Origin of the sequence: Ideonella oryzae, assembly GCF_024055665.1 — a bacterium.
Taxonomy (GTDB): domain Bacteria; phylum Pseudomonadota; class Gammaproteobacteria; order Burkholderiales; family Burkholderiaceae_C; genus Ideonella; species Ideonella oryzae.
The window spans coordinates 202,342-228,496 of sequence record NZ_JAMXMC010000003.1; the positions used below are offsets into that span (position 1 = coordinate 202,342).

The following is a 26,155-nucleotide window of genomic DNA, read 5'->3' on the forward strand; positions in this document are numbered from 1 at the left end:
GCGTTCAACGCGCTGGCCATCAACCTGGAGCTTCGAGATGGACATCTTCGACTACGACAACGTGCTGCTGTTGCCACGCAAGTGCCGCGTGGAAAGCCGTGCAGAGTGCGACACCAGTGTGGAGTTCGGCGGCCGCCGCTTCAAGCTGCCCGCCGTGCCGGCCAACATGAAGACGGTGCTCGACGAGCGCATTGCCGCCTGGCTGGCCGCCAACGGCTACTTCTACGTGATGCACCGCTTCGACCTGGACAACGTGGCCTTCGCCCGCCAGATGCGCGAGGCCGGCCACTACGTGTCGATCAGCTCGGGCGTGAAGCCGGCCGACCGGGCCATCATCGACCGCCTGGCGGCCGACGGCGTCGGCGCCGACTACATCACCATCGACATCGCCCACGGCCATGCCGAAAGCGTGCGGCAGATGATCGAGTACATCAAGGGCAAGCTGCCGCAGGCCTTCGTGATCGCCGGCAATGTGGGCACGCCCGAGGCGGTGATCGATCTGGAGAACTGGGGCGCCGACGCCACCAAGGTGGGCATCGGCCCGGGCAAGGTCTGCATCACCCGGCTGAAGACCGGCTTCGGCACCGGCGGCTGGCAGCTCTCCGCGCTGAAGTGGTGCGCCCGCGTGGCCACCAAGCCCATCATCGCCGACGGGGGCATCCGCCACCATGGCGACATCGCCAAGAGCGTGCGTTTCGGCGCGGCAATGGTGATGGTGGGCTCGCTGTTCGCCGGCCATGAAGAGTCGCCCGGCCAGACGGTGGAAGTCGACGGCAAGCTGTACAAGGAGTACTACGGCTCGGCCTCGGACTTCAACAAGGGTGAGTACAAGCACGTCGAAGGCAAGCGCATCCTGGAGCCGGTCAAGGGCAGGCTGGCCGACACGCTGCGCGAGATGCAGGAGGACCTGCAAAGCTCGATCAGCTATGCCGGCGGCAAGCAACTGGCCGATCTGCGCCGGGTCAACTACGTGATTCTGGGCGGCGAGAACGCGGGCGAGCACCTGCTGATGTGAGGCCACGACCGGCACCCTAGGGGGGACCGGGGCCTTGTGTTCCGGTCCATCCCCAATCGGAAGTGGTGGCCACATGTATCTGCAGGCAACATTGATCGGATGAAGTACGCCATCCCCCTCCTCAGCGCGGCCGTCCTCGCCGTCGGTCTCGCCTTCCCGGCCCACGCGGCGGTCGAAGAGCAGTCCACCAGCCTGGTCAGCAGTACGCCCTACCTGTTCTCCTACCGCCACCAGCGGCACATGGTGGTCACGGCCGACGGCCGCTACCACCTGCTGGCCAATCTGGGCACCCAGGGCGGCGCGCAGGCCAGCCTGTATCTCCTGTCCTCCCATGACGGGGTGAACTGGGTTCAACAGCGCCACCTGGGTTACACCGGCTATGACGCCGTGTCTGACAGCGGCCTGATCGGCAACACCCTGACCACCGCCTTCCAGGACAACCAGGGCTTCATCCGCTACGCGACCGCCACCTATGACCCGGACACCCAGAGCTGGACTTCATTCACGGTCAGCAAGCTGCCCCGGGCCAGCGCCGACATCCGTGCGGTGAACCCCAGCTTCACGGTCGATGCCAACGGCAACACCTGGGTCGCCTACGTGGAAGAGGACACCCGCGTCGGCGTCGAGACGGCCCGCATCGTGGTGTACCGCCGCGCGGCCGGCAAGACGAACTGGGTGGCCGCGGGCTATCTGCAACCCTTCAGTGATGTCGGCCCCTACGAGACGATCTACCGAGCCAAGCGAAGCGCCCGACTGGTGAGCATTCCTGGGGGCATCGGCATGGTGTACACCGTGGGCAAGGACATCTTCTGGGCCGAGCGTCAGCTCAAGGGCGGGGCCACCATGGGCTGGAACTCGTCGACGATGTTCCTGAGCGGAACCGAAGACAACGACCCCATGTCCAGCCACTTCAGCGCGGTCACCGATGCAACGGGCAACGTCTTCGTCACCTTCACCGATGCCGGCAACCTGTACTTCACCCGCCGGGATGCCGCAACCCGCCAGTGGCCCAGCAAACCCCGGATGCTGATCTCGGCAGACCAGTACCCCGGCATCCAGCCCACCTACTCCCAGATTTCCTGGTTGGGCGGTGATCAACTGCTGCTGGCGAGCAACTTCCAGGACAACATCCGTGTCTGGAAGGGCTCGACCGGTGCGACGCCGGGCTTCACCTGCCTGCTGCAGGCCACGCACACCGTCCGCGATGCCAGCGCCTACTACCGCGATGCGCGACTGGAAATGCCCGCGCTGCCGGCTCCCAACGCGGCTGTTCCGCTGCTGCAGCAATGGCAGGAGTTCAATCCCGACCTGCCGCCCCCCGAGAAGGCCGGTACCAAGCCGCTGCAGTACGCCAACGGGCTGACCTTCTCACCGAGCTCAGCGCCCAACTGCGATTGAGCCGACGCTCCCCCGGGACCCTGCGGGATAATCGGTCATCATGACCGAACTCGCCAAATCCTTCGAGCCCAAGGACATCGAAGCCCGCTGGGCCCCGCTGTGGGAGCAGTCCGGCGTCTACCAACCGACGCTCGACCCGGCCAAGCCTTCCTTCTGCGTTCAGCTGCCCCCGCCCAACGTGACCGGCACGCTGCACATGGGCCACGCGTTCAACCAGACCATCATGGACTCGTTGACGCGCTACCACCGCATGCGCGGCTTCAACACCCTGTGGGTGCCGGGCACCGACCACGCCGGCATCGCCACCCAGATCGTGGTGGAGCGCCAGCTGCAGGAACAGAAGGTCAGCCGCCACGACCTGGGCCGCAAGAACTTTGTCGCCAAGGTCTGGGAGTGGAAGGAGAAGTCCGGCTCCACCATCACCCAGCAGATGCGCCGCATGGGCGACTCGGTGAGCTGGTCGCACGAGTACTTCACCATGGACGACAAGCTGTCCAAGGTGGTGACCGAGACCTTCGTGCGCCTCTATGAAGAAGGTCTGATCTACCGCGGCAAGCGCCTGGTGAGCTGGGACCCGATCCTCAAGTCCGCCGTCTCCGACCTGGAGGTCGAGAGCGAGGAAGAAGACGGCAGCCTCTGGCACATCCGCTACCCGATCGAAGGTTCCACCGAATCGCTGGTGGTGGCCACCACCCGGCCGGAAACCATGCTGGGCGACACCGCCGTGATGGTGCACCCGGAGGACGAGCGCTACACCCACCTGATCGGCCAGCAGGTGCGCCTGCCCATCACCGGCCGCCGGGTGCCGGTGATCGCCGACGACTACGTGGAAAAGGCCTTCGGCACCGGTGTGGTGAAGGTCACCCCCGCGCACGACCAGAACGACTACCAGGTCGGCCTGCGCCATGGCCTGCCGATGCTGACCATCTTCGACCTGGAAGCCAAGGTCAGCAACACCGAGGTGGCCGAGATCCCGGCCGCCTATGTCGGCCTGGACCGCTTCGCGGCCCGCAAGCAGATCGTCGCCCAGCTGGAGGCCGAGGGTCTGCTGGTGGAGGTCAAGAAGCACAAGCTGATGGTGCCGCGCTGCGCCCGTACCGGCCAGGTCATCGAGCCGATGCTGACCGACCAGTGGTTCGTGGCCATGACCAAGGCCGGCGCCGGTGGCAAGAGCATCGCCGACGAGGCCATCGAGGCCGTCGACTCGGGCGAGGTGAAGTTCGTCCCCGAGAACTGGGTCAACACCTACAACCAGTGGATGAAGAACATCCAGGACTGGTGCATCTCGCGCCAGCTCTGGTGGGGCCACCAGATCCCGGCCTGGTACGGCACGGACGGTGAGTTGTTCGTCGCCCGCTCCGAGGACGAAGCCCGCGCCAAGGCCACCGCTGCCGGCTACACCGGCGCGCTGACCCGCGACGAGGACGTGCTGGACACCTGGTATTCCTCGGCCCTGGTGCCCTTCTCCACCCTGGGCTGGCCCGAGCAGACGCTGGAGCAGGACCTCTTCCTGCCCTCCTCGGTCCTGGTCACCGGCTACGACATCATCTTCTTCTGGGTCGCCCGGATGATCATGATGACCAAGCATTTCACCGGCAAGGTGCCCTTCAAGCACGTGTACATCCACGGCCTGGTGCTGGACGCCCAGGGCAAGAAGATGTCCAAGTCCGAAGGCAATGTGCTGGACCCGGTGGACCTGATCGACGGCATCGCCCTGGGGCCGCTGCTGGACAAGCGCACCACCGGTCTGCGCAAGCCCGAGACCGCGCCCAAGGTGCGCAAGGCCACCGAGAAGGAATTCCCGGACGGCATCCCGGCCTACGGCGCCGACGCGCTGCGCTTCACCTTCGCGGCCATGGCCACGCTGGGCCGCAGCGTCAACTTCGACAGCAAGCGCTGCGAGGGCTACCGCAACTTCTGCAACAAGCTGTGGAACGCCACCCGCTTCGTGCTGATGAACTGTGAAGGCCAGGACTGCGGGCTGGCCGACCATGCGGCCGGCAGCTGCGCCGCCGGTGGCTATCTGGAGTTCAGCCACGCCGACCGCTGGATCGTCAGTGAACTGCAGCGGGTGGAGGCCGAGGTGGCCAAGGGCTTTGCCGAGTACCGCCTGGACAACGTGGCCAACGCGATCTACCAGTTCGTCTGGGACCAGTACTGCGACTGGTACCTGGAGATCGCCAAGGTGCAGATCCAGACCGGCACGCCGGAGCAACAGCGCGCCACCCGCCGCACGCTGATCCGTGTGCTGGAGACCGTGCTGCGCCTGCTGCACCCGGTGGCGCCCTTCATCACGGCCGAGCTGTGGGACACCGTCGCCCCGGTGGCGGGCCGCAAGCCGGCTGGCGACAGCGGCACACTGGCCACCGCGACCTACCCGGTCGCCCAGCTCGAAAAGGTGGATGCGACATCCGATGCCTGGATGGCCAAGCTCAAGGACTTCGTCGGCGCCTGCCGCACGCTGCGTGGCGAGATGGGTCTGTCCCCCGCCGAACGCGTGCCCCTGCTCACGATCGGTGACACCGCCTTCATCACCCAGGCCGCGCCGGTGCTGCAAGCCCTGGCCAAACTCAGCGAGGTGAAGGTGATGAGCGACGAGGCCGCCTTCACCGAAGCCAGCGCGATGGCGCCGGTGCTGGTGCAGGGCGAAGCCCGCCTGGCGCTGAAGGTGGAAATCGACGTGGCGGCCGAACGCGAACGGCTGACCAAAGAAATCAAGCGGCTGGAAGGCGAGGTCGTCAAGGCCGAGGGCAAGCTGGGCAACGAGAGCTTTGTGGCCCGTGCGCCGGAGGCCGTGGTGGCCCAGGAGCGTCAGCGTCTGGCCGACTTCGGCCGCACCCTGGAGGGCCTGCGCCAGCAACTGGCCAAGCTTCCCACCGCTTGAGGAAACATTTGTCGGCCGCTGGTCACACCAGCGGTCGGCAAATTTGGCATCCTTGAGGCTATCCGCAACACAGAGGGAACCGAATGCAGAAGATCAACAAGGCCATCTTTCCGGTCGCCGGCCTGGGCACGCGCTTTCTGCCTGCCACCAAGGCCATGCCCAAAGAGATGCTGCCGGTGGTCGACAAGCCGCTGATCCAGTACGCGGTGGAAGAAGCCTACGCTGCCGGCATCCGCCAGATGATCTTCGTGAACGGCCGCAACAAGCGCGCCATTCCGGACCACTTCGACACCGCGTTCGAGCTCGAACACGAGCTGGAAGCAGCCGGCAAGCAGGAGTTGCTGGACCTGGTGCACACCATCAAGCCCGACGACATGGAGTGCATCTACATCCGCCAGCCCAAGGCCCTGGGCCTGGGGCATGCAGTGCTGTGCGCCCAATGCGTGGTGGTGAACGAGCCCTTCGCGGTGCTGCTGGCCGATGACCTGATGGTCGGCAGGCCGCCGATCCTCAAGCAGATGGTGGAGCAGTTCGACGAGTGGCGCGCCTCCATCCTGGCGGTGCAGGAAGTGCCGCCCGAGCACACCAAACGCTACGGCATCGTGGCCGGCACCCCGGTCAATGACCGCCTGATGGACCTGACCCACATGGTGGAAAAGCCGGCCCCGGAAGATGCGCCATCCAATCTGGGCGTGGCCGGCCGCTACATCCTGACGCCGGGCGTGTTCCACGAGATCGCCAACCTGCCGCGGGGCGTGGGCGGCGAGATCCAGCTGACCGACGGCATCGCCAACCTGATGCGCCGGGAAAAGGTGTTCGCCTACCGCTACGAGGGCCGCCGCTACGACTGCGGCAGCAAGGAAGGCTTCCTGGAAGCGAATGTGGAGCTGGCGCTGGCCCACCCGCAGCTGGGCGCGGGCTTCCGCGAGTACCTGAAGACGCTCGACATCTGAGCGTCGCCAGGGACTGATTCACAGGCTGGCAGCATGCGCGCCAGCCTGGCACCGCTCTTGAGCCGGGAGGCTCAGCGGCGGCGCAGCCAGTGGATCAGCTTGTCGCCTTGCGACTCCTGCGCCACCAGTTCGTGTCCGGTCTGACGGGCAAAAGCCTGGAAATCCCGCGAAGAGCTGGGATCGGTCGCGATCACCTTGAGCAGTTGGCCACTGTTCAGTTCGGCCAGGGCCTTCTTGGCCTTCAGAATGGGCAGCGGACAGTTGAGTCCGCTGGTGTCGAGTTCCTTGTCGGCTTGCATGCGGATCCTTCTGTCCCTTCTGTCACCGTTGGTACATTCTAAAAACAACTGGCGCCCTGCAGCGCTCAGTCACGGGACGCCCAGTCCCGCAGCGTGATCTCGTAGCCTCGCTCGCGCAGCCACTGCGCCAGCGCCAACCCAGTGCCCCCGGGCCAGCAGATCACCTCGCCTGGCGCAAACAGACGGTACTCCACCAGCTCGGGCGACAACTGCACCGTCCCCTGGGCCTGCACATGGAAGGCGATGATCACCTGGTTCAGGCGCTGGAAGTCGTAGACCCCGATCAGCGACACCGCGCTGACATCCAGGTTGGTCTCCTCCTTCACCTCGCGGGCGATGCCCTCCTGCGGGCTCTCCCCGGCCTCCATGAAGCCGGTGATCAACGCGAACATGTCTCCCGACCAGGCGGCGTTGCGGGCCAGCAGCAGACGCCCGTCCTGGTCGGTGCACTCCACCACCGCGGCCAGCACCGGCGTGGGGTTGTTCCAGTGGGTGAAGCCGCAGGCGGCGCAGCGCAGGCGCAGCTTCTCACCGCCATCCTCCAGCGCCGAAATCCAGCCCAGGGGCTGGGCACACTGCGGGCAGAAGCGGTACTGCGGGAGTTCGTTCATCGCAGGTGGCCGATCCCCGCCTCAGGCGGGGAACACCCCGGTCGACAGGTAGCGGTCGCCCCGGTCGCAAACGACGAACACGATGGTCGCATTCTCGACCGTACGGGCGATCTGCAGCGCCACCCAGCAGGCACCGGCCGCCGAGATGCCGGCGAACAGGCCTTCCTCGGCCGCCAGGCGCCGGGCCATGTCCTCGGCGTCGGACTGGCTGACCGAGACCAACTCATCCACCCGCGCCGGGTCGTAGATCTTGGGCAGGTAGGCCTCGGGCCACTTGCGGATGCCGGGGATGCGCGAACCGTCCGAAGGCTGAGCGCCGATGATGCGCACCGCCGGGTTCTTCTCCTTCAGGTAGCGCGAGACCCCGGTGATGGTGCCGGTGGTGCCCATGGCGCTGACGAAGTGGGTCACCTGGCCCGCGGTGTCGGTCCAGATCTCCGGTCCGGTGCTGTCGTAGTGGGCCGCCGGGTTGTCCGGGTTGCCGAACTGGTCCAGCACCCGGCCCTTGCCGTCACGCTGCATCTGCTCGGCCAGGTCGCGGGCCAGTTCCATGCCACCGGACTTGGGCGTCAGGATCAGCTCGGCACCGAAGGCCTTCATGGTCTGGGCCCGCTCGATGGACAGGTCCTCCGGCATGATCAGCACCATGCGGTAGCCCTTGATGGCCGCGGCCATGGCCAGCGCGATGCCGGTGTTGCCCGAGGTGGCCTCGATCAGCGTATCGCCCGGCTTCACGTCGCCCCGCAGCTCGGCCTGGCGGATCATGTTGATGGCAGGCCGGTCTTTCACCGAGCCCGCCGGGTTGTTGCCTTCGAGCTTGCCCAGGATCACGTTGCCGCGGCTGGCGATCTCCTCTCCGGGCAGGCGTTGCAAACGCACCAGCGGCGTGTGGCCGACGGCTTCCTCGAGGGTCTTGTAGTGGGGCATGGGTCCGGCAATCAGGCTGAAGGTTGCCATTATGGGCGGCTCAGAAGACCCGGCAATTCGCCATGCCATAATGCGCGCCCGACAGTCTCTGGCTTGCCCAGACAGTCTGTCCCCGATGCCCGCGTGACGAAATCGGTAGACGTAGCGGATTCAAAATCCGCCGCCGCAAGGCGTGCCAGTTCGAGTCTGGCCGCGGGCACCAAGACCTCGCATTGCGCGGCGTTCCTCCAGCTTTTCTCCGTAGCGAGCGCTCATGCCCCCCATGCCCCCGATGACCAAGGCGCTGTTGCTGATCTGCACAGCGGTGTTCTGCGCTCAGGCGCTGCTGGGGGGCTACCTGCCCCTGACCGCCTGGCTGGCCCTGTGGCCGCTGGGTTCGGGCAACTTCATGCCCTGGCAGCTGATCACCTATGCCTTCCTGCATGCGGACATCGGCCACATCTTCTTCAACATGCTGGGCCTGTGGATGTTCGGCAGCGAGCTGGAGCGGCTGTGGGGTGGCAAGCGCTTCCTGCAGTTCATGACCGCGGGCGTGCTGTCGGCCGCGGCCTGCCAGCTGATCATCTCGCCGATCTTCGGCTCCGTCGCCCCCACCATCGGCATCTCGGGCGGCCTGTTCGCCCTGCTGCTGGCCTACGGCATGCTGTTCCCCGACCGGACCATCATGCCGCTGTTCCCGCCCATCCCGATGAAGGCACGCACCTTCGTGCTGGTGTTCGGCCTGATCGAACTGGGCATGGGCGTGGCGGGCATGATGGGCGTGGCCCACTTCGCCCACCTGGGCGGCATGCTGGGCGGCTGGCTGATGATCCGCTACTGGCGCGGCCAGCCCCCGTTCCCGCGCCGTCGGCGCTGGTGAATCAGCAGCCCGCCTTCAGGGCGTCGAGGACATCCGGATAGAGGAGCTGCAATCGCAGCTCCTTTTTCATTCGGCCATTCGTCAGACGGCGCGATTCGCTCAGAAAGCTCATCTGCACCGGCGAGAGCTCGGCCACGGCCTGGGCACGGCTGATGCGCGGCGGCCGGGGCAGGCCGCAGGCATCGGCCACCACCTCGAAATGCTCGCCCATGCGGCGCTGGCTGTCGTCGCAGACCTGGTAGACGCGCTGCGGCCGGCCCCGGAACAGGGCCAGCCCACAGGCCCGGGCCAGATCCTCGGCATGGATGTGGTTGGTGTAGACGTCGTCCTCGGGCCGCAGCACCGGCGCGCCGCGGCGCACCCGCGCCGCCGGCCCGCCCTCGCGGTCGCCCGCGTAGATGCCCGGCACCCGCAGGATGCTCACCGCCCAGCCCGCCGCGCGACCGGCCGTTCGCCAGGCCTGCTCGGCCGCCACGCGGCGCCGCGCCCGGTCGGTCTGCGGCGCGCAGGCCCGCGTCTCGTCCACCCAGGCGCCGCCCGCATCGCCATACACCCCGGTGGTGCTGGCATAGACCAGGCGGCGCACCGCCCGACCGCGGCGCAGGGCCTGCACCAGCGCCCAAGTGCGCGGGTCACCCGCCCCTTGGCCCGGCGGCGGGGCCAGCATCAGCACCCGGCCGGCCAGCGCGGCCAGGCGCTTCAGGCTGGCGGGCGCGTCCAGGTTGCCCACCAGCGGCGTCGCCCCGGCCGCCCGCAGGGCCTCGCCGCGCGCGGGCGACGAGGTCAGCACCCGAACGGTCTGGTGGTGGCACACGCGCGGCAGCAGGCGACTGCCCACGTCACCGCAGCCCACGATGAGCAGGCGGCTGCGGCGGAAGCGGGCGGGCAAGGACATGGTGGACAGGGCAAAATGACAGGTTGCGCCGAGTGTAGCCAGCGTGCTGGCAGGCACCGCGACGGCCCCCTTCCCTTTCCGGTTTGCCCAGATCCCCATGAGCTTTCACGTCACCCTCCAGCCTTCGGGCCGCCAGTACAGCGTCGGCGACGACGAAACCCTGCTGACCGCCGCCATCCGGGAAGGCATCGGCCTGCCCTACGGCTGCAAGGACGGCGCCTGCGGCTCCTGCAAGTGCAAGCTGATCGAAGGCCAGGTGCTCATGGGCGAGCATCAGGAGAAGGCACTGAGCGAGGCCGAGCAGGCTGCCGGCATGATCCTGACCTGCCGGGCCACGGCACAAAGCGATGTGGTGCTGGAGGCCCGCGGCGTGGCCGCCGAGGGCCAGTTCCCCGTGCTGAAGATGCCCGGCCGCGTGCTGTCGCTGGAGCGTCTGGCCGAGGACGTGATGCGCGTGAAGGTGCAACTGCCCGCCAACCAGAACTTCCAGTTCCACGCCGGCCAGTACATCGAGTTCCTCCTGCGCGACGGCGCCCGCCGCGCCTACTCCATGGCCAGCGCCCCGCACAATCTGGGCACCCCGCCGGCCATCGAGCTGCACATCCGCCACATGCCCGGCGGCAAGTTCACCGACCAGGTGTTCAGCACGCTCAAGGAAAAGGACATCGTGCGCATGGAAGGGCCGTTCGGCAGCTTCTACCTGCGCGAGGACAGCGACAAGCCCATCGTGCTGCTGGCCTCGGGCACCGGCTTCGCACCGATCAAGGCCCTGATCGAGCGCATGGAGGCCCAGGGCCTCAGCCGCCCCACCGTGCTGTACTGGGGCGGCCGCCGCAAGGCCGACCTGTACCTGGCCGACTGGTTGGCCGAGGCCACCGCCCGCCTGCCCTGGCTGCGCTTCGTGCCGGTGCTCTCCGACGCCCTGCCCGAGGACGGCTGGACCGGCCGCACCGGCTTCGTCCACCAGGCGGTGATGGCCGACCTGCCGGACCTGTCCGGCCACCAGGTCTACGCCTGCGGCGCGCCCATCGTCATCGAAAGCGCCCAGCGCGATTTCGTGGCCCAATGTGGGCTGCCGGCCGAAGAGTTCTACGCCGACAGCTTCACCTCCGAAGCCGACAAGCAAGCCACCACCTGAGGTCCCATGGACGCCCTGCTCTTCTTCCCGCTGGCCGTGATGATCGCCCTGACCCCGGGGCCGAACAACTTCTGCGCGCTCAACAACGGGATCCGGCAGGGCGTGGGCGCCGCGCTGTTCGGCACCATCGGCCGGGTGCTGGCCTTCGCCATCTTCCTGACCATCTCCGCGGTGGGCCTGGGCGCCATGCTGCTGGCCTCCGAAACCGCCTTCAGCGTGCTCAAGTGGCTGGGCGCAGCCTACCTCTTCTGGCTGGGCTGGAAGGCCTGGCACAGCCAGGATGCCGGCCACCTGGCCGCCGACGACAGCCAGGTGGCGCCGCGTTCCCTGCGCAGCCTGGCCACGCAGGAATTCCTGCTGGGCATCAGCAACCCCAAGGCCATGCTGCTGTTCGCGGCCATCTTTCCGCAGTTCATCAACCCGGCCAAGCCGGCGGCCCACCAGTTCCTGGTGCTGGGTGCCACCTATCTCGCGGCCGAGTTCGTGTCCGCCGCGGTCTATGGCGCGGGCGGCCGCCAGTTGCGCCGCTTCATCACCACGCCGCGCGGGGCCCGGCGGCTGAACAAGGCCACCGGCGGCTTCTTCGCCGGGGCCGGCGGCCTGCTGCTGGCTGCCCACCGCTGAGGCACTTGGGAGCCCGGGCCTCCGGGGCTGCACTTCAAGCCTGGGCCCGGTAGGCCGCGGCCTGCCCTGTCAGCCAGCCGGCCAGGGCCTGCAGCAGTGGCCCATCGGCCTTGTGCGGCGGATAGATCAGCCGGTAGCTGCGGCCGCTGGCATGCGGGTGCGGCAGCAGCACCACCAGCCGGCCACTGGCCAGGTCGCTTTCCACCAGCAGGCGCGGCACCAGGGCCACGCCCAGGCCCTGGGCGGCCGCCTCGGACAGCATGGAGAACAACTCCATGCGCGGCCCGGCCATGTCGTGCTCCACCGCCAGCCCCAGCGAGGCGAACCACTGCCGCCAGCCGTCCGGCCGGGTGCTGGCCTGCAGCAGCGGGAGCCGGGCCACGTCCTCGGCCGAACAGCAGGCCTGCGCGCCCGGCAGGTGCGGGCTGGCCACCGCCACCAGGGGCTCGGGCAGCAGATCAATCGATTCGGTGCCAGGCCAGGGCTCGCTGCCGGGCAGGATGGCAGCATCGAAGGGCGTGTCGGTGAACAGGAAGGGCCGGGTGCGCGGCGTGAAGTGCAGCGTGATGCCCGGGTGCTGGCGTTGAAAGTCGCCCAGGCGCGGCAGCAACCACTGGGTGGCGAAGGTGGGCACCACCGCCAGTTCCAGGCTGCCGCCGCCTTCCTCGCCACCGCTCATCAGGTCCAGCGCATCGCGTTCCACCTCGTCCAGCCGCGCGGCCACCCGGCGGCTGTAGCGCTGGCCCGCCTCGGTCAGGGCCACGCCGCGCTGGCTGCGGCGGAACAGCTGCACGCCCAGGAAGTCCTCCAGGCTGGCAATCTGGCGGCAGATGGCGCTCTGGGTGACCGCCAGTTCGCTGGCGGCCCGGGTGTAGCTCTGGTGGCGGGCGGCTGCCTCGAAGGCGGCCAGGGCGGCGGTGGAGGGCAATTTGCGGCGCACGGCAACTCCGGAGTGCGCCCAGCGCACATTTGGGTGCCAAATTCTCGTTTGTCTGCCCGCAAGCCACAACCTAAGATGCAACACCAGCACAACATCACCTGAGAGACATCCCATGAGCCACGCCCCTCGCGCCGCCAAGCCCGTCTTCCACTGGGACGACCCCCTGCTGCTGGAAGACCAGCTGACCGAGGACGAGCGCCAGGTGCGCGATGCCGCCCTCGCCTACTGCCAGGACAAGCTGGCCCCGCGCGTGCTGGAGGCCTTCCGCCACGAGAAGACCGATGCCGCCATCTTCCGCGAGATGGGCGAACTGGGCCTGCTGGGCCCGACCATCCCCGAGGCCTACGGCGGCGCCGGCCTGAACTACGTCTGCTACGGCCTGGTGGCCCGCGAGGTGGAGCGCGTCGATTCGGGCTACCGCTCGATGATGAGCGTGCAGTCCTCGCTGGTCATGGTGCCGATCTTCGAGTTCGGCAACGAGCAGACCAAGCAGAAGTACCTGCCCAAGCTGGCCACCGGCGAGTGGATCGGCTGCTTCGGCCTGACCGAGCCCAACCACGGCTCCGACCCGGCCAGCATGATCACCCGCGCCAAGAAGGTGCCGGGCGGCTACAGCCTGTCGGGCAGCAAGATGTGGATCACCAACAGCCCGATCGCCGACGTGTTCGTGGTCTGGGCCAAGGACGACGAAGGCGCGATCCGCGGCTTCGTGCTGGAAAAGGGCTGGAAGGGCCTCTCGGCCCCGGCTATCCACGGCAAGGTGGGCCTGCGCGCCTCCATCACCGGCGAGATCGTGATGGACGAGGTCTTCTGTCCCGACGAAAACGCCTTCCCCGAGGTGCGCGGTCTGAAGGGCCCGTTCACCTGCCTGAACAGCGCCCGCTACGGCATTGCCTGGGGTGCGCTGGGCGCGGCCGAGTTCTGCTGGCACATGGCCCGCCAGTACACGCTGGACCGCAAGCAGTTCGGCAAGCCGCTGGCCGCCAACCAGCTGGTGCAGAAGAAGCTGGCCGACATGATGACCGAGATCACCCTGGGCCTGCAGGGCTGCCTGCGCCTGGGCCGCATGAAGGACGAGGGTACGGCCGCGGTGGAGATCACCTCCATCATGAAGCGCAACAGCTGCGGCAAGGCGCTGGACATCGCCCGCACTGCGCGCGACATGCTGGGCGGCAACGGCATCTCCGACGAATTCGGCATCGCCCGCCACCTGGTCAACCTGGAGGTGGTGAACACCTACGAAGGCACGCATGACATCCATGCACTGATCCTGGGCCGGGCGCAGACGGGTATTGCGGCTTTCTGAACGGATTGGACTGCTGAAAAACCTCGCGTTCGCTTGGCGCGAGGTTCGGTCGCCGGGCTGTGCTGCTCCGCTCATGCCCGGTGCAGTGCACCGGGCGCTCGTCAGGCACAAACAGTCCACTGGACTGTTTATGTCCAGACTCTCTCCCCCGGCCTTCGGCCTCCTCCTTGACTTCGCTTCACAGCACAACCCGACACCCGAACCTGGCACCGTTCTGGCTGTTCGGAGGGTGAAACACCGCGACGTCTGCAGGCCGGGGACTCGGGTGGGCCCTGGAACGAAGTCAAGGAGGAGGCCGCAGGCCGGGGGACATGAGTGCAAGGGCCCACCCGAGTCCCCGAGCGCGCACCAACCTTGACAACATTCCCCCACACACCATGAACACCACCGCCCTGCAAGGCCTCAAGGTCCTCGATCTTTCCCGCGTTCTCGCCGGGCCCTGGGCCAGCCAGTTGCTGGGCGACCTGGGCGCCGATGTGGTGAAGGTGGAACGCCCCGGCGCCGGGGACGACACCCGCAGCTGGGGCCCGCCCTGGGTGCCCACGGCCGAAGGCACGCCCAGCCGGCAGGCGGCCTACTTCCAGTGCGCCAACCGCAACAAGCGCTCCATCGCCATCGACATGGCCACGCCCGAAGGCCAGGCCCTGATCCGTGAACTGGCGGCCCAGGCCGATGTGGTGCTGGAAAACTTCAAGGTCGGCGGGCTCAAGGCCTACGGCCTGGACTGGGAGAGCCTGAAGGCCCTGAACCCGCGCCTGGTCTACTGCTCCATCACCGGCTTCGGCCAGGAAGGCCCCTACGCCCATCGCGCCGGCTACGACTTCCTGATCCAGGGCATGGGCGGGCTGATGAGCCTGACCGGCCGCGCCGACCACGAGGAAGGCGCCGGCCCGCAAAAGGTGGGCGTGGCCCTGGTGGACATCATGACCGGGCTGTACGCCACCATCGGCGTGCTGGCCGCGCTGCGCCACCGCGATGCCACCGGCGAAGGCCAGCACATCGACCTGGCCCTGCTGGACGTGCAGGTGGCCGCGCTGGCCAACCAGGCCGCCAACTACCTGACCAGCGGCGTCGCGCCCAAGCGCATGGGCAATGCCCACCCCAACATCGTCCCCTACCAGGACTTCCCCACCGCCGATGGCGACATGATCCTGGCCATCGGCAACGACGGCCAGTTCGCCAAGTTCTGCGCCGTCGCGGGCCACCCGGAATGGGCCACGGACGAGCGCTTTGCGACCAACCCGGCGCGCGTGGCCCACCGGGCCGTGCTGATCCCCCTGTTGCGTCAGGCCACCGTGATGCGGAGCACCGCCGAATGGATTGCCGCGCTGGAAGATGCCGGCGTGCCCTGCGGCCCCATCAACCGGCTCAACGAGGTCTTTGCCGACCCGCAGGTGCTGGCGCGCGGGCTGAAGGTGGACATGCCCCACCCGCAGTTCGGCAGCGTGCCCCTGGTGGCCAACCCGATCCGCCTGTCGGCCACGCCCGTGCAGTACCGGGTGGCGCCGCCCACCTTGGACGAACATGGCACCGCCGTGCTGCAGGACTGGCTGGGACGCTGACCCTTCGACAGACGCGGGTCCCACAAGGGCCTCCATCTTGCCCTGCATCAAGGCAAATGCGCAGGAGTTGACCCTGCGCAGTTCCGCGGATACAGCTTGAGCGACAATTCAGGGTTTTCCGCCAGGCGACGTTCGGGCCCTGGCCTGTTGTCCACCCCCCTTTGTCCCAGGATCCGACAAGAATGAGTGCCTTCCACGAAGAGCGCGTGCTGAGCGTGCACCACTGGACCGACCGGCTGTTCAGCTTCACCACCACCCGCGACACCGGCCTGCGCTTCTCGAACGGCCACTTCACGATGATCGGCCTGAAGGTCGACGGCAAGCCGCTGCTGCGCGCCTACTCCATCGTCAGCCCCAACTACGAAGAGACGCTGGAGTTCCTGAGCATCAAGGTGCAGGACGGCCCGCTGACCTCGCGTCTGCAGCACATCAAGGTAGGCGACCACATCATCGTCGGCAAGAAGCCCACCGGCACGCTGCTGATCGACTACCTGGTGCCGGGCAAGCGCCTGTACCTGCTGTCCACCGGCACCGGTCTGGCGCCCTTCATGAGCATCATCCGCGACCCGGACACCTACGAGAAGTTCGAGCAGGTCGTGCTGGTGCACGGCGTGCGTCAGGTCAACGAACTGGCCTACCACGACTACATCACCCAGGAGCTGCCCCAGCACGAATTCCTGGGAGAGATGATCAGCAGGCAGCTGCTCTACTACCCCACCGTCACCCGCGAGCCCTACAAGCACCAGGGCCGCGTGACCACCGTGATCGAGAACGGCCAGCTGGCCAACGATCTGGGCATCCCCCAGCTCAATGCCGCCGAGGACCGCGTGATGATCTGCGGCTCCCCCGAGATGCTGCGCGACCTGAAGACCATGATGGAAGTGCGCGGCCTGAAGGAAGGCAGCACCACCACGCCGGGCGACTTTGTCATCGAGCGCGCTTTCGTGAGCCAGTGACGCACCGAGTGCTCACGCCGCCAGAGGCCGCCTGCGGGCGGCCTTTTTCATAGTGCGCCCACCCGCTGGAATTGACTCACGTCAATCCTGAGAGCATTGCCCCCGAGGGGAATCCGGTCCGGGGGCCGGCGTGACTATGATGGTTCATGGCTCGACCATTGGGACATCCACTGCCACCTCCGGCCCCCACACCACGGGGGTGGGCCCGATCGCCACACGGTCTGGCCCGCCTGAGGCCGCTGGCCCTGTGCCTGTCTTTGAGCGGATTCGGCTTGCCCGGCTTTGCAGCGGAACCTCCCGCAGACTCGCCAGAGGCGCCCCCCGCTGAAGCCACGGCTGGCTTGGCCGCCCCCATGCCGGCGGCCTGGCAAAACGCCGAGCCCGCGGCCACGGCATCGCCCGACGATCAGGCCCTGCGTCAATGGTGGGGGCAGTTCGACGACCCGCAGTTGCAGACCTTGATCCGAGAGGCGCTGACACGCAACCCCGACCTGCGCTCGGCCCGCGCCACGCTCGCGCAGGCCCAGGCCAGCCGGGCTGTGATCGCCGCCGGGGGCCGGCCTCAGCTCTCGACACCGGCCTCGGCCACCCGCAGCCGCGTGGACAGCAGCAACACCAAGCTCTACAAGATCGGGGTCAGCGCCAGCTGGGAGCTGGACTGGAACCATGCCATCGAGGCGGGCGTCCAGGCCGCCGATGCCTCCATGCGCAGTGCGGCCGACGATCTGGCCACCGCCCGCATGGTCATCACCTCCGAGGTGGCCCTGGCCTACTTCCAATGGCGCGGCGCCCAGTGGCGCCAGCGCGTGGCCCAGGCCAACCTGGCCTCGCTGGAAGAAACCCGGCAGCTGGTGGACTGGAAGGCCCAGGCCGGCCTGCTCAGCCAGCTCGACCAGGACCAGGCGCGGCAAAGCAGCGAGCAAACCCGGGCCGCCTGGGTGGCCGCGCACACCGAGGTGGCGCAGGACGCGCACCTGTTGGCCCAGCTGACCGGCCGCACCCCCGGCCAAATGGGGAACGAACTCCACGAAGACAGCCGCTGGCCCGCCACCGATGGCCTGATCGCCCGCCTGCAGGTGGGGGTGCCCGCCGACCTGCTGCGCCGCCGCCCCGACCTGCGCTCGGCCGAGGCCCTGGTCGTGGCGCGCTGGTACAGCATGGTGCAGACCCGGCGCGACGGCGAGCCGACCTTTGCCCTGACCGGCTCGCTGGGTCTGCAGGCCACCGCGCTGAAGGCCATCACCAGCGGCGGTGCGGCCTTGGTGAGCGCCCTGGGCCTGAACATCGATTGGCCGATCTGGGAGGCCGGCAAGCGCGAAGCCCTGGTGGCCGAGCAGAAGGCCGCCTGGGAACTCAGCCGCGCCAGCTATGAGTCCACCCTGCTGGGCGCCGTGCAGGATGTGGAGGATGCCCTGGTGGCCACGCGCGACAGCGTGGACCGCTGCCAGGCCCTGCAGACGGCCACCGAGGCGGCCCAGCGCGTGGTCGACACCCAGCGCCAGCGGCACGAAGCCGGCCTGATCGACACCGCCACGCTGCTGGACAGCCAACGCACACTGCTGAGCCTGCAGACCAGCCTGGCCACGGCGCGCACCGACCAGGCCCAGGCGCTGGTACGGCTCTACAAGTCGCTCGGCGGTGGCTGGTCGCAGGACGACATTGCCGTGACCCCGCCCGCACCGTCGCCCTCGGGCAACCCGCTGAGCGCCCTCTTCCGGAACGAACCATGACCGACGCCACCCCCACTCCGAACGAGGCCTCCGCACTGCCCGAATGGCTGCGGGGCGACCAGCGTCCGCTCTGGAAGCGCCCGGGGCCCTGGCTGGTCGTCGGCCTGGTGGTGCTGGCCATTGCCGGCGGCGTGGCCTGGGTGCGCCACCGGGCCGCGCAGCAGGCCCCGCGCTACCTCACCGAGCCCCTGGCGCGCGGCGATCTTGCCTTGAACGTCTCGGCCGATGGCACGCTGGAGCCCACCCGCTCGGTGAACATCGGCAGCGAGCTTTCCGGCACCGTCGCCCAGGTGCTGGTGGACGTGAACGACCGGGTGCGCAAGGGCCAGGTGATGGTGGAACTGGACAGCTCCAAGTTTCAGGACCAGGTCAAGCTCTCCCAGGGCGCGCTGGAAAGCGCCCGGGCCTCTGTGTTGCAGGCCCAGGCCACGGTGAAGGAATCGCGCGTGGCCCTGCAGCGCCTGCAGGAAGTGGGTCGCCTGTCGGGTGGCAAGGTGCCCGCCGCCACCGACCTGGACGCCGCCCAGGCTGCACTGGACCGGGCCGTGGCCGCCGAGGCCGCCGCGCGCGCCACGGTGGTGCAGGCCGAGGCCACCCTGCGCACCAACCAGACCAACCTCACCAAGGCCGCCATCCGCTCGCCCATCGACGGCGTGGTGCTGACGCGCTCGGTGGAGCCCGGCAACGCGGTGGCCGCCTCGCTGCAGGCGGTCACCCTGTTCACGGTGGCCGAGGACCTCAGCCACATGAAGCTCTCCGTCAACGTGGACGAGGCCGACGTCGGCCAGATTCAGGTCGGTCAGAAGGCCCAGTTCACGGTCAGCGCCTGGCCCAACCGCAAGTACCCGGCCGTCATCACCCGCGTGGCCTACGGCTCTACCATCACCGACAACGTGGTGACCTACACCACCGACCTGGAAGTGGCCAACCCGGACCTGACACTGCGCCCGGGCATGACCGCCACCGCCACCATCGCCGCCACCGAGCACAAGAACGTGCTGCTGGTGCCTCGCAGCGCGCTCAACTTCTCGCCCACGGCCGCCAGCGCCAAGGCGGCCTCGGGCAGCAAGGGCATCGTCTCCATGCTGATCCCCCGCCCGCCCAGCGGCGGCACCCGCAGCGCCCGCAGTGACGAGCGCAGCGGCAGCACCCGCCAGATCTGGGTGCTGGTGGACGGGCAGCCCAAGGCGGTCGACGTGCAGCTGGGCCTGAGCAACGGCCGCCAGACCGAGGTCAGCGGCCCCGGCCTGCAGCCCGGCATGGCGGTGATCACCGAACAGCAGAGCGGCAGCGCACCGTGAGCACCCCTGCGCCCCAATCCGCCGAAGCGCCGCCCCTGATCCGCCTGCGCGGGGTCACCAAGACCTATGGCAAGGGTGCCATCGCCTTCCAGGCCCTCAAGGGCGTGGACCTGGACGTGCAGCGCGGCGAGTTCGTCGCCATCATGGGCCCCAGCGGTTCGGGCAAGTCCACCGTGATGAACGTGCTGGGCTGTCTGGACACGCCCAGCAGCGGCGAATACCTCTTCGACGGCATCCACGTGGAGCAGCTGGACCGCGACGCCCGCGCCCGCCTGCGTCGCCACCAGCTGGGCTTCGTGTTCCAGGGCTTCAACCTGCTGGCCCGCACCTCGGCGCTGGAGAACGTGGAACTGCCCCTGCTCTACCGGGGCACCCCCACGGCCGAGCGCCACACCGCGGGCCGCGCCGCGCTGGCGCGTGTGGGCCTGGACGGCTGGGAAGGCCACACCCCTGGCGAACTCTCCGGCGGCCAGCAGCAGCGCGTGGCCATCGCCCGGGCCATCGTCACCCAGCCGGCCGTGCTGCTGGCCGACGAGCCCACCGGCAACCTCGACAGCGCCCGCAGCCAGGAGATCATGGCCCTGCTGGCCGAGCTCAACCGGGGCGGCATCACCGTGCTGATGGTGACCCACGAGCCCGACATGGCGGCCTGGGCCCACCGGGTGGTGCACTTCCGCGACGGCCGCATCGAGCGCGACGAGGCGCAGACGCCGGTCACAGCGGCGCCGCCTCAGGAGGAAGCCGCCTGATGTGGGCCAGTTCCATCCTGCTGGCCCTGCGGGCCATCCGGCGCAACCTGCTGCGCTCCTTTCTGACCGTGCTGGGCATCGTCATCGGTGTGGCCGCGGTGATCACCATGGTGACCGTGGGCAACGGCGCCACCCAGGCGGTGCGCGACCAGATCAGCAGCCTGGGCAGCAACCTGCTGCAGGTGCGGCCCGGCCAGCGCCTGGGCCCGGGGCTGAACACGGCCGGTGCGCCGCCCTTCAAGGAGGCCGACGTCGAGGCCATCTCGGCCCAGATCGGTGGCCTCAAGGCCGTGGCCCCCGAGGTGCGCTCGGCCGTCACCGTGGTGGCCAACGGCAAGAACTGGTCGACCACCGTCACCGGCAGCATCAACGCCTACTTCGTCACCAACAACTGGAACCTGGCCGCCGGCCGGGTCTTCAGCGACGAGGAACAGACAGCCGGCGCGGCCGTCTGCGTCATCGGCGCCACCGTGCAGCGCGAACTCTTCGGAGCCAGCAGCAACCCGCTGGGCGAGCAGCTGCGGGTCAAGTCCTTCTCCTGCCAGATCGTCGGCCTGCTGGCGCCCAAGGGCCAGGCCGCCATGGGCATCGACCAGGACGACACGGTGATCGTGCCGCTACGCACCGCCCAGCGCCGGGTCACCGGCAGCACCAAGATCAACACCCTGCTGATCTCGATGCAGGAGGGCGCGGACAGCGCGCGCATCACCGCCAAGCTCACCGCCCTGCTGCGCGACCGCCGCAAGCTGGCCGAAGGCACGGACAACAACTTCAACGTGCTGGACACCGCCCAGATCGCCCAGACCCTGTCGGGCACCACCGCGCTGATGACCTCGCTGCTGGGCGCGGTCGCCGCGGTGAGCCTGCTGGTGGGCGGCATCGGCATCATGAACATCATGCTGGTCAGCGTGACCGAGCGCACCCGCGAGATCGGCGTGCGCCTGGCCATCGGCGCGCTGGCGCGCGAGGTGCTGCTGCAGTTCCTGGTCGAGGCGGTGGTGCTGTCCTCGCTGGGCGGGCTGGTGGGCATCTTCCTGGCCACCCTGGCCTCGCTGGGCATCACCGCGCTGATGGGCGTGCCCTACCTGTTCAACCCGGGCGTGAACCTGCTGGCCTTCGCCTTCTCGGCGGCCATCGGGGTGATCTTCGGCTACTTCCCGGCCCGCCGCGCCGCGCAGCTGGACCCGATCGAGGCCCTGCGGCACGAGTGACGCCGGCGGCCTGAACCGCCGCTGCGGGCCTCAGCCGCGGCTGGCCTCGCGCCCCTGCCACCAGGCGCCGGCAAAGATGCCAGCCAGCGCCCACAGCAGGTCCCAGTTGCCCGCGCCCAGGCCGGCGATGGCCGGACCGGGGCAGACCCCGCACAGGCCCCAGCCGATGCCGAACAGCGCCGAGCCGATCACCGTGTCCCGGTTCCAGGCCGAGGCATGGCGCTCGAAATTGCCCCCCAGCAGTGGCGCCTGGCGCCAGCGCGGCAGCAGGGCATAGGCCAGTGCGGTCAGCACCACGCCGCCGCCCATCACCAGCACCAGGCCAAAGTCCTGCCAGCGCAGAAAGCTCAGCACCACCTGCGGCTGGATCATGGTCGAGGCGGCCAGCCCGAAGCCGAACAGCGCCCCGCCCAGCAGCAGCGCCAGAAAGCGCGGCAGGTCCACCCGATAGGCACCGCCCTGTGCCGGAGTGGCGGACGAAGTGGAAACAGAGTTCATCGCACAGCTCCCGCGGGCAGCCAGGCGGCCACCAGTTGGGCCGTCGCAAAGGCCGTGGCCATGAAGACCAGCACCGCGCCCACCGAGGGCAACTGGAAGGAGCCCATGCCGCAGATGCCATGGCCCGAGGTGCAGCCGTTGCCGCGCCGCGCGCCATAGCCCACCAGCAGGCCGCCCAGCAGCAGTTGCCAGACCGGCAGGCCGGTGTGCATGGGCTGGCGCGGGCTGAAGAACAGCCACCAGACCGCCGCGCCCAGGATCAGACCCAGCGCGTAGACCAGGCGCCAGGCCCGGCTGTTCAGGTAGCGTGGCTGCTGGAAGGCGCTGCGCTGCGAGACGAACGACCAGGTGCTGGAGAAGACCGAGCTCATGCCGCCCACCCGGCCGGTGGCCAGGAACAGCCAGGCCACGCCCAGCCCGATGAAGACCCCACCCACGAGGTAATGGGCCCAGCCCGTCGGAAACCACTGCATCATGCCGGCCAGTGTACCCACGGGGGTTCCGGGGCGCTGGCGCCGCGGCCAGCCCCTCCACTACCATGCGGGGCTTTGCCGCCCCGCGCCTCACCGTTCATGTCCGACGATGCCCTGCCCCTGGTCCATGTGGACGACGACCTGGTGGTGATCGACAAGCCCGCGGGCCTGTTGTCGGTGCCCGGCCGCGGACCGGACAAGGCCGACTGCGCGGCCTCGCGCGTGCAGGCCCGCTTTGCAGACGCGCTGGTGGTGCACCGCCTGGACATGGGCACCTCGGGCCTGCTGGTCTTCGGCCGCGGCCCGGCGGCCCAGCGGGCTCTGTCGATGGCTTTCGAGCAGCGCCTGACCAGCAAGCGCTACCAGGCCCTGGTGGCCGGCTGGCCGGCGCAGGCCGAAGGCCGTATCGATCTGCCGCTGATCTGCGACTGGCCCAACCGGCCGCGTCAGATGGTGAGCCACACGGTGGGCAAGCCCTCGCTGACGCTGTGGCAGCGCCTGGAGGCCCACGCCCTGGGCGCCCGGCTGGCCCTGGAGCCGGTGACCGGCCGCTCGCATCAGCTGCGGGTGCACCTGCAGGCCATCGGCCATCCCATCCTGGGTGACGAGCTTTACGCCTCACCCGAGGTGCTGGCCGCCGCCCCACGGCTGATGCTGCATGCCGAGCGGCTCACGCTGCCACATCCACGCACCGGCGAGCCGCTGGCGCTGCACGCGCCGGTGCCGTTCTGAAGGGAAGCTCCCGCGGCACTCAGGCCGGCAGCCGGAAGGCCTCCACCGCCGAGCGCAGGGCCTCGGCCTGGCCGCGCAGCGTGGCCGCGGCCGCGCTGGATTCCTCCACCAGCGCCGCGTTCTGCTGGGTCATGGTGTCCAGGCCCTGCACCGCCTCGCCCACCTGGCTCACGCCGGTGCTCTGCTCGGCGGTGGCGTGGGAGATCTCGGCCAGCAGGGTGTCCACCTGGGCCACCTGGGTCACCACCTGGTCGATGGTGCTGCCGGCCTCGCCCACCAGGCCGGCACCGCTCTCGATGCGCTCGACGCTGGTGGCGATCAGGCCCTTGATCTCGCGGGCGGCCTCGGCGCTGCGCTGGGCCAGGGCCCGCACCTCGCTGGCCACCACCGCGAAGCCACGCCCCGCCTCGCCGGCACGGGCCGCTTCGACCGCCGCATTCAGGGCCAGGATGTTGGTCTGGAAGGCGATGCCGTCGATCACGCCGGTGATGTCGCCGATCTTGCGCGACTGGGCGGAAATCTCGTCCATGGCCTGGACCACATTGCGCACGGCCGAACCACCGCGCTGCGCCACATCGGAGGCCGAGCCCGCCAGGCGCTTGGCCTCGGCCGCCGAGGCCACGCCCTGCTGCACCGAACCGGAGATCTGGGCCATCGAGGCTGCCGTCTCCTGCAGGTGGCTGGCCGCCTGCTCGGTGCGCGACGACAGATCCAGGCTGCCCGCGGCCACCTCGCCGCTGGCGGTCAGGATGCCGTCGGCCAGTTGCCGCACCTCGCCCACCAGCTGACGCAAGCCGCCCTGGGTGCGGGCCAGCTCGGACAGCAGGCTGCCCTCACAGGCCGCGACAGGAATGTGCTGGGTCAGATCGCCTTCGGCGATGCTGCGCAACATGCGCCCGGCGTCCTCGGGCTCGCCCCCCAGCGTCTGGCCCATGGTGCGTCGCGCCAGTACCAGGGAGCCCACGGCCACGCCGATGGCCAGCAGCGCCAGCCCCATCGCCCAGGCCTTGGCCCGTGCCGCAGTGGCCTGCGCGGCGCTGTCGGAGGCGACGAGCATGTCCTGCGCTTGTGTGCCCAGGTCCATCACCTTGGCCCGCAGCGCGCGCCATGCGGGGGTTTCCTTGTCCTTGAGTGTCTGGATGGCCTGGGCAGGATCGGCCGCCAGCGCCGCCAGCACCGCCTGTTGGACCTCGCGATGGCTGGCCCGCAGCGTGCCCACCTCGGCCAGCATGGGCTCGATCGGCGTGCCCTGGGCCAGCGGCCGCATCTCCTGGTAGCGCTGCTCGAAGTTCTCGGCGGCCTTCTGCAGGTTGTCCTTGGCCTTGGCGTCGGCCGGGTCCAGCGCGATGTTGCGCAAGGCCTGGCCCATCTGCAGGCCCTCGGCGTACAAGGACGAGGCCCCCGCGGCCAGACGCTCCTCGCGGGCCAGCAGGCCGGCATAGGTGTGCTCGACACGGAACATCCCGACCAGCGACACCACCAGCGCCGTCGAGAACAGCAATGCGGGCGCCACCGTGGAAAGGGTCAGACGGGCGCTGAATTTCATGACGTGTTCCCTGAGAAGAGTGAGGCGGCGTGCCGAATTGACACACCCTGGGCGGGGTTTCGACGCCCAGGCCGGGGACTTGAGGACAGCGGCGCCAAACCTGCGCAGAATCAGTTTTTTCTGATCCCGGACCCCTCCCCATGCGTCAAAGCGTCGACCTGGCCAAGTGCTACCGCCTGCTCAACCACGGCCCCACGGTGCTGGTGAGCGCCACCCACGCCGGCCGCGCCAACGTGATGGCCGCGGCCTGGTGCATGCCGCTGGACTTCGATCCGCCCAAGGTGGCGGTGGTGCTGGACAAGAACACCTTCACCCGCGGGCTGCTGGAGGCCTCCGGCCATTTCGCGCTGGGCGTGCCGTGCGCAGCCCAGGTGGACCTGGTGGAACGCCTGGGCTCCACCAGCGGTCGCGAGGAAGACAAATTCGCCCACCCGGACCTGCAACTGATCGACGAACCGGCCGCCCGCTCTCCTCTGGTGGCGGGCTGCGTGGCCTGGCTGGACTGCGTGCGCCTGCCGGAGCCGGCCATCGAAGGGCGTCACGACCTCTTCCTGGGCCAGGTGCAGGCGGCCTGGGCCGATGACGCGGTGTTCCGCCAGGGCCATTGGGAATTCGAGGGCGCGCCGGATGCACTGCGCACCCTGCACCATGTGGCCGGCGGCCACTACCTGACCATCGGCCGGCCCCTGGACGCCCGCTGACGCTGCGCGTCAGGGCGCCGAGGCAGGCTTGGCACCCTGCAGCGGCGCACGCAGCAGGCGCTCAAAGTCGCGTGGCGCCACGTACTGGATCACCGGCTTGGCGCGGGCCGCATCGCCCTCGGCCGGCGGCAGGGCCACCGCCACGCCGCGCTCGGGGTAAAGCAACTGCACCACGCCATCGGCCCCCACGTGGCGTTCGGTCGGTGGGCCAAAGCGCTGGACCACCGTGGCCTCGTCCAGCCGGGCGGCCGGAATGAAGGCCAGGGCGGACACGGCGATGCGCCGGGCCGCATCCAGATCCTGCGGCGCCAGTTCACGGCGGCGCACCGCGCCTTCCCCGCCGGCATCCACCTCGCCACGGGGCGAGCGGTCCCAGACCTGGCGCAGCCAGTCCGCGTCGGCCGCCACGGACATCACCAGCTTGCCGTTGACGAAGGCCGCCTGGAAGCTCTCCACATAAGCCTCCAGTGCCGGGGCCTGTTGTTTCGTGCCTTGGGTGGAAATCAACGCCACCTTGAAGTCCTGCGGCCAAAGTGCCTCGGCATCGCCCAGGGTGGCCGTGCCCAGGTGCAGACCGAACACCGCGCTGCCCCCGGCCCCATCGGCCTGCACCTGCCAGGGCAGGCCCCGCACAACCGGCGCCGCCTCGGGGGGCGACATCTGCCAGCGCAGCAGGGGCCAGCCCAGCGCCAGGGCCAGCAGCAGCAGCGTGATGCCCAGCGACAGCACGATGGGGCGCTGCCACCAGACGGTGGCGCGGCGCGGCGCGGGAACCTCGGCCTGCACAGCAGCGGGCGTATCGTGGGACGAATCGGGAGCGGGAACTTCAGCCATGCGGGGCATTCTC

At 69.0% G+C, this 26,155-nt stretch carries 25 protein-coding genes and 1 tRNA gene; 17 read left to right on the forward strand and 9 right to left on the reverse strand.

Translation table 11 applies throughout. The annotated features are described in order from the left end of the window. Nucleotides 1-37: 37 nt before the first annotated feature. The 4 genes from M0L44_RS05965 to galU all read left to right on the forward strand — a co-directional run bounded on the left by M0L44_RS05965 (nt 38) and on the right by galU (nt 6,250). Nucleotides 38-1,015 (forward strand): GMP reductase, encoded by a 978-nt coding sequence (locus tag M0L44_RS05965; protein WP_252768740.1) that lies wholly within the window; start codon nt 38-40, stop codon nt 1,013-1,015. A gap of 99 nt (nt 1,016-1,114) precedes the next feature. Further along, nucleotides 1,115-2,413, forward strand: a complete 1,299-nt coding sequence (locus M0L44_RS05970) for a hypothetical protein (protein ID WP_252768741.1) — start codon at nt 1,115-1,117, stop codon at nt 2,411-2,413. A gap of 40 nt (nt 2,414-2,453) precedes the next feature. Continuing rightward, the gene (locus M0L44_RS05975; protein ID WP_252768742.1) at nt 2,454-5,297 is read left to right on the forward strand and encodes a valine--tRNA ligase; all 2,844 of its coding nucleotides are present in this window, start codon (nt 2,454-2,456) and stop codon (nt 5,295-5,297) included. A gap of 83 nt (nt 5,298-5,380) precedes the next feature. Further along, a complete protein-coding gene (gene galU, locus M0L44_RS05980) occupies nt 5,381-6,250 on the forward strand; it encodes a UTP--glucose-1-phosphate uridylyltransferase GalU (RefSeq protein WP_252768743.1) in 870 nt (289 codons plus the stop codon). A gap of 71 nt (nt 6,251-6,321) precedes the next feature. Here the strand turns inward: galU and M0L44_RS05985 are convergent, their stop codons facing one another. The 3 genes from M0L44_RS05985 to cysM form a co-directional block, all read right to left on the reverse strand. After that, complete coding sequence (locus M0L44_RS05985) at nt 6,322-6,549, reverse strand: sulfurtransferase TusA family protein (protein WP_252768744.1); 228 nt, start codon at nt 6,547-6,549, stop codon at nt 6,322-6,324. A 65-nt stretch (nt 6,550-6,614) separates the two neighbouring features. Then, nucleotides 6,615-7,160 (reverse strand): NUDIX hydrolase, encoded by a 546-nt coding sequence (locus M0L44_RS05990; RefSeq protein ID WP_252768745.1) that lies wholly within the window; start codon nt 7,158-7,160, stop codon nt 6,615-6,617. Between the two features lie 21 nt (nt 7,161-7,181). Beyond that, nucleotides 7,182-8,087 (reverse strand): cysteine synthase CysM, encoded by a 906-nt coding sequence (cysM, locus tag M0L44_RS05995; RefSeq protein WP_252768910.1) that lies wholly within the window; start codon nt 8,085-8,087, stop codon nt 7,182-7,184. A 117-nt stretch (nt 8,088-8,204) separates the two neighbouring features. On the opposite strand from cysM, the gene M0L44_RS06000 reads away from it, so the two are divergent. Continuing rightward, a tRNA-Leu gene (locus tag M0L44_RS06000) sits at nt 8,205-8,289 on the forward strand. Between the two features lie 51 nt (nt 8,290-8,340). Beyond that, complete coding sequence (locus tag M0L44_RS06005; RefSeq protein ID WP_252768746.1) at nt 8,341-8,946, forward strand: rhomboid family intramembrane serine protease; 606 nt, start codon at nt 8,341-8,343, stop codon at nt 8,944-8,946. Nucleotide 8,947: 1 nt separating this feature from the next. Here the strand turns inward: M0L44_RS06005 and M0L44_RS06010 are convergent, their stop codons facing one another. Beyond that, complete coding sequence (locus tag M0L44_RS06010; RefSeq protein WP_252768747.1) at nt 8,948-9,841, reverse strand: SDR family oxidoreductase; 894 nt, start codon at nt 9,839-9,841, stop codon at nt 8,948-8,950. A 97-nt stretch (nt 9,842-9,938) separates the two neighbouring features. Between M0L44_RS06010 and M0L44_RS06015 the strand changes: the two genes are divergently transcribed. Both M0L44_RS06015 and M0L44_RS06020 read left to right on the forward strand, forming a co-directional pair. After that, a complete protein-coding gene (locus tag M0L44_RS06015; RefSeq protein ID WP_252768748.1) occupies nt 9,939-10,979 on the forward strand; it encodes a CDP-6-deoxy-delta-3,4-glucoseen reductase in 1,041 nt (346 codons plus the stop codon). A 6-nt stretch (nt 10,980-10,985) separates the two neighbouring features. After that, on the forward strand, nt 10,986-11,603 hold the full coding sequence (locus tag M0L44_RS06020; RefSeq protein WP_252768749.1) for a LysE family translocator: 618 nt from the start codon (nt 10,986-10,988) through the stop codon (nt 11,601-11,603). 34 nt (nt 11,604-11,637) lie between these two features. On the opposite strand, the gene M0L44_RS06025 is transcribed toward M0L44_RS06020, so the two are convergent. Then, a complete protein-coding gene (locus tag M0L44_RS06025) occupies nt 11,638-12,543 on the reverse strand; it encodes a LysR family transcriptional regulator (RefSeq protein WP_252768750.1) in 906 nt (301 codons plus the stop codon). Nucleotides 12,544-12,655: 112 nt separating this feature from the next. Between M0L44_RS06025 and M0L44_RS06030 the strand changes: the two genes are divergently transcribed. The 7 genes from M0L44_RS06030 to M0L44_RS06060 all read left to right on the forward strand — a co-directional run bounded on the left by M0L44_RS06030 (nt 12,656) and on the right by M0L44_RS06060 (nt 21,358). Next, a complete protein-coding gene (locus M0L44_RS06030; protein ID WP_252768751.1) occupies nt 12,656-13,849 on the forward strand; it encodes an acyl-CoA dehydrogenase in 1,194 nt (397 codons plus the stop codon). A gap of 377 nt (nt 13,850-14,226) precedes the next feature. After that, nucleotides 14,227-15,411, forward strand: coding sequence for a CaiB/BaiF CoA transferase family protein (locus M0L44_RS06035; protein WP_252768752.1), 1,185 nt, complete (start codon nt 14,227-14,229; stop codon nt 15,409-15,411). 182 nt (nt 15,412-15,593) lie between these two features. After that, a complete protein-coding gene (locus tag M0L44_RS06040) occupies nt 15,594-16,367 on the forward strand; it encodes a ferredoxin--NADP reductase (RefSeq protein ID WP_252768753.1) in 774 nt (257 codons plus the stop codon). Between the two features lie 341 nt (nt 16,368-16,708). After that, the gene (locus M0L44_RS06045) at nt 16,709-18,097 is read left to right on the forward strand and encodes an efflux transporter outer membrane subunit (RefSeq protein WP_252768754.1); all 1,389 of its coding nucleotides are present in this window, start codon (nt 16,709-16,711) and stop codon (nt 18,095-18,097) included. Then, nucleotides 18,094-19,398: an efflux RND transporter periplasmic adaptor subunit gene (locus M0L44_RS06050; protein ID WP_252768755.1), complete on the forward strand. Its 1,305-nt coding sequence runs from the start codon at nt 18,094-18,096 to the stop codon at nt 19,396-19,398. Before M0L44_RS06045 ends, M0L44_RS06050 begins: the two co-directional genes overlap by 4 nt. Then, a complete protein-coding gene (locus M0L44_RS06055; protein WP_252768756.1) occupies nt 19,395-20,147 on the forward strand; it encodes an ABC transporter ATP-binding protein in 753 nt (250 codons plus the stop codon). Before M0L44_RS06050 ends, M0L44_RS06055 begins: the two co-directional genes overlap by 4 nt. Continuing rightward, complete coding sequence (locus tag M0L44_RS06060) at nt 20,147-21,358, forward strand: ABC transporter permease (protein WP_252768757.1); 1,212 nt, start codon at nt 20,147-20,149, stop codon at nt 21,356-21,358. The genes M0L44_RS06055 and M0L44_RS06060 overlap by 1 nt, the downstream gene beginning before the upstream one ends. Nucleotides 21,359-21,388: 30 nt before the next feature. Here M0L44_RS06060 and M0L44_RS06065 read toward each other — a convergent pair whose 3' ends face one another. Further along, complete coding sequence (locus M0L44_RS06065; protein ID WP_252768758.1) at nt 21,389-21,856, reverse strand: YeeE/YedE family protein; 468 nt, start codon at nt 21,854-21,856, stop codon at nt 21,389-21,391. Continuing rightward, nucleotides 21,853-22,350, reverse strand: a complete 498-nt coding sequence (locus M0L44_RS06070) for a YeeE/YedE family protein (protein ID WP_354004100.1) — start codon at nt 22,348-22,350, stop codon at nt 21,853-21,855. Before M0L44_RS06070 ends, M0L44_RS06065 begins: the two co-directional genes overlap by 4 nt. A 78-nt stretch (nt 22,351-22,428) precedes the next feature. Here M0L44_RS06070 and M0L44_RS06075 point away from each other — a divergent pair, with 78 nt between their 5' ends. Then, nucleotides 22,429-23,061: an RluA family pseudouridine synthase gene (locus M0L44_RS06075; protein ID WP_252768759.1), complete on the forward strand. Its 633-nt coding sequence runs from the start codon at nt 22,429-22,431 to the stop codon at nt 23,059-23,061. Nucleotides 23,062-23,080: 19 nt separating this feature from the next. Here M0L44_RS06075 and M0L44_RS22080 read toward each other — a convergent pair whose 3' ends face one another. Next, a complete protein-coding gene (locus M0L44_RS22080) occupies nt 23,081-24,607 on the reverse strand; it encodes a methyl-accepting chemotaxis protein (protein WP_290429039.1) in 1,527 nt (508 codons plus the stop codon). A 140-nt stretch (nt 24,608-24,747) separates the two neighbouring features. Between M0L44_RS22080 and M0L44_RS06085 the strand changes: the two genes are divergently transcribed. Then, on the forward strand, nt 24,748-25,308 hold the full coding sequence (locus M0L44_RS06085) for a flavin reductase family protein (RefSeq protein WP_252768760.1): 561 nt from the start codon (nt 24,748-24,750) through the stop codon (nt 25,306-25,308). A gap of 9 nt (nt 25,309-25,317) precedes the next feature. On the opposite strand, the gene M0L44_RS06090 is transcribed toward M0L44_RS06085, so the two are convergent. Continuing rightward, nucleotides 25,318-26,142 (reverse strand): hypothetical protein, encoded by an 825-nt coding sequence (locus tag M0L44_RS06090; RefSeq protein ID WP_252768761.1) that lies wholly within the window; start codon nt 26,140-26,142, stop codon nt 25,318-25,320. Between the last annotated feature and the right edge of the window lie 13 nt (nt 26,143-26,155).

What these genes read in the sequence shown, in the direction of transcription:
- M0L44_RS05965 (WP_252768740.1), top strand. Translation starts at nt 38, where the DNA reads ATGGACATCTTCGACTACGACAACGTGCTGCTGTTGCCACGCAAGTGC.
- M0L44_RS05970 (WP_252768741.1), top strand. Translation starts at nt 1,115, where the DNA reads ATGAAGTACGCCATCCCCCTCCTCAGCGCGGCCGTCCTCGCCGTCGGT.
- M0L44_RS05975 (WP_252768742.1), top strand. Translation starts at nt 2,454, where the DNA reads ATGACCGAACTCGCCAAATCCTTCGAGCCCAAGGACATCGAAGCCCGC.
- galU (WP_252768743.1), top strand. Translation starts at nt 5,381, where the DNA reads ATGCAGAAGATCAACAAGGCCATCTTTCCGGTCGCCGGCCTGGGCACG.
- M0L44_RS05985 (WP_252768744.1), bottom strand. Translation starts at nt 6,549, where the DNA reads ATGCAAGCCGACAAGGAACTCGACACCAGCGGACTCAACTGTCCGCTG.
- M0L44_RS05990 (WP_252768745.1), bottom strand. Translation starts at nt 7,160, where the DNA reads ATGAACGAACTCCCGCAGTACCGCTTCTGCCCGCAGTGTGCCCAGCCC.
- cysM (WP_252768910.1), bottom strand. Translation starts at nt 8,087, where the DNA reads ATGCCCCACTACAAGACCCTCGAGGAAGCCGTCGGCCACACGCCGCTG.
- M0L44_RS06005 (WP_252768746.1), top strand. Translation starts at nt 8,341, where the DNA reads ATGCCCCCCATGCCCCCGATGACCAAGGCGCTGTTGCTGATCTGCACA.
- M0L44_RS06010 (WP_252768747.1), bottom strand. Translation starts at nt 9,841, where the DNA reads ATGTCCTTGCCCGCCCGCTTCCGCCGCAGCCGCCTGCTCATCGTGGGC.
- M0L44_RS06015 (WP_252768748.1), top strand. Translation starts at nt 9,939, where the DNA reads ATGAGCTTTCACGTCACCCTCCAGCCTTCGGGCCGCCAGTACAGCGTC.
- M0L44_RS06020 (WP_252768749.1), top strand. Translation starts at nt 10,986, where the DNA reads ATGGACGCCCTGCTCTTCTTCCCGCTGGCCGTGATGATCGCCCTGACC.
- M0L44_RS06030 (WP_252768751.1), top strand. Translation starts at nt 12,656, where the DNA reads ATGAGCCACGCCCCTCGCGCCGCCAAGCCCGTCTTCCACTGGGACGAC.
- M0L44_RS06035 (WP_252768752.1), top strand. Translation starts at nt 14,227, where the DNA reads ATGAACACCACCGCCCTGCAAGGCCTCAAGGTCCTCGATCTTTCCCGC.
- M0L44_RS06040 (WP_252768753.1), top strand. Translation starts at nt 15,594, where the DNA reads ATGAGTGCCTTCCACGAAGAGCGCGTGCTGAGCGTGCACCACTGGACC.
- M0L44_RS06050 (WP_252768755.1), top strand. Translation starts at nt 18,094, where the DNA reads ATGACCGACGCCACCCCCACTCCGAACGAGGCCTCCGCACTGCCCGAA.
- M0L44_RS06060 (WP_252768757.1), top strand. Translation starts at nt 20,147, where the DNA reads ATGTGGGCCAGTTCCATCCTGCTGGCCCTGCGGGCCATCCGGCGCAAC.
- M0L44_RS06065 (WP_252768758.1), bottom strand. Translation starts at nt 21,856, where the DNA reads ATGAACTCTGTTTCCACTTCGTCCGCCACTCCGGCACAGGGCGGTGCC.
- M0L44_RS06075 (WP_252768759.1), top strand. Translation starts at nt 22,429, where the DNA reads ATGTCCGACGATGCCCTGCCCCTGGTCCATGTGGACGACGACCTGGTG.
- M0L44_RS22080 (WP_290429039.1), bottom strand. Translation starts at nt 24,607, where the DNA reads ATGAAATTCAGCGCCCGTCTGACCCTTTCCACGGTGGCGCCCGCATTG.
- M0L44_RS06085 (WP_252768760.1), top strand. Translation starts at nt 24,748, where the DNA reads ATGCGTCAAAGCGTCGACCTGGCCAAGTGCTACCGCCTGCTCAACCAC.
- M0L44_RS06090 (WP_252768761.1), bottom strand. Translation starts at nt 26,142, where the DNA reads ATGGCTGAAGTTCCCGCTCCCGATTCGTCCCACGATACGCCCGCTGCT.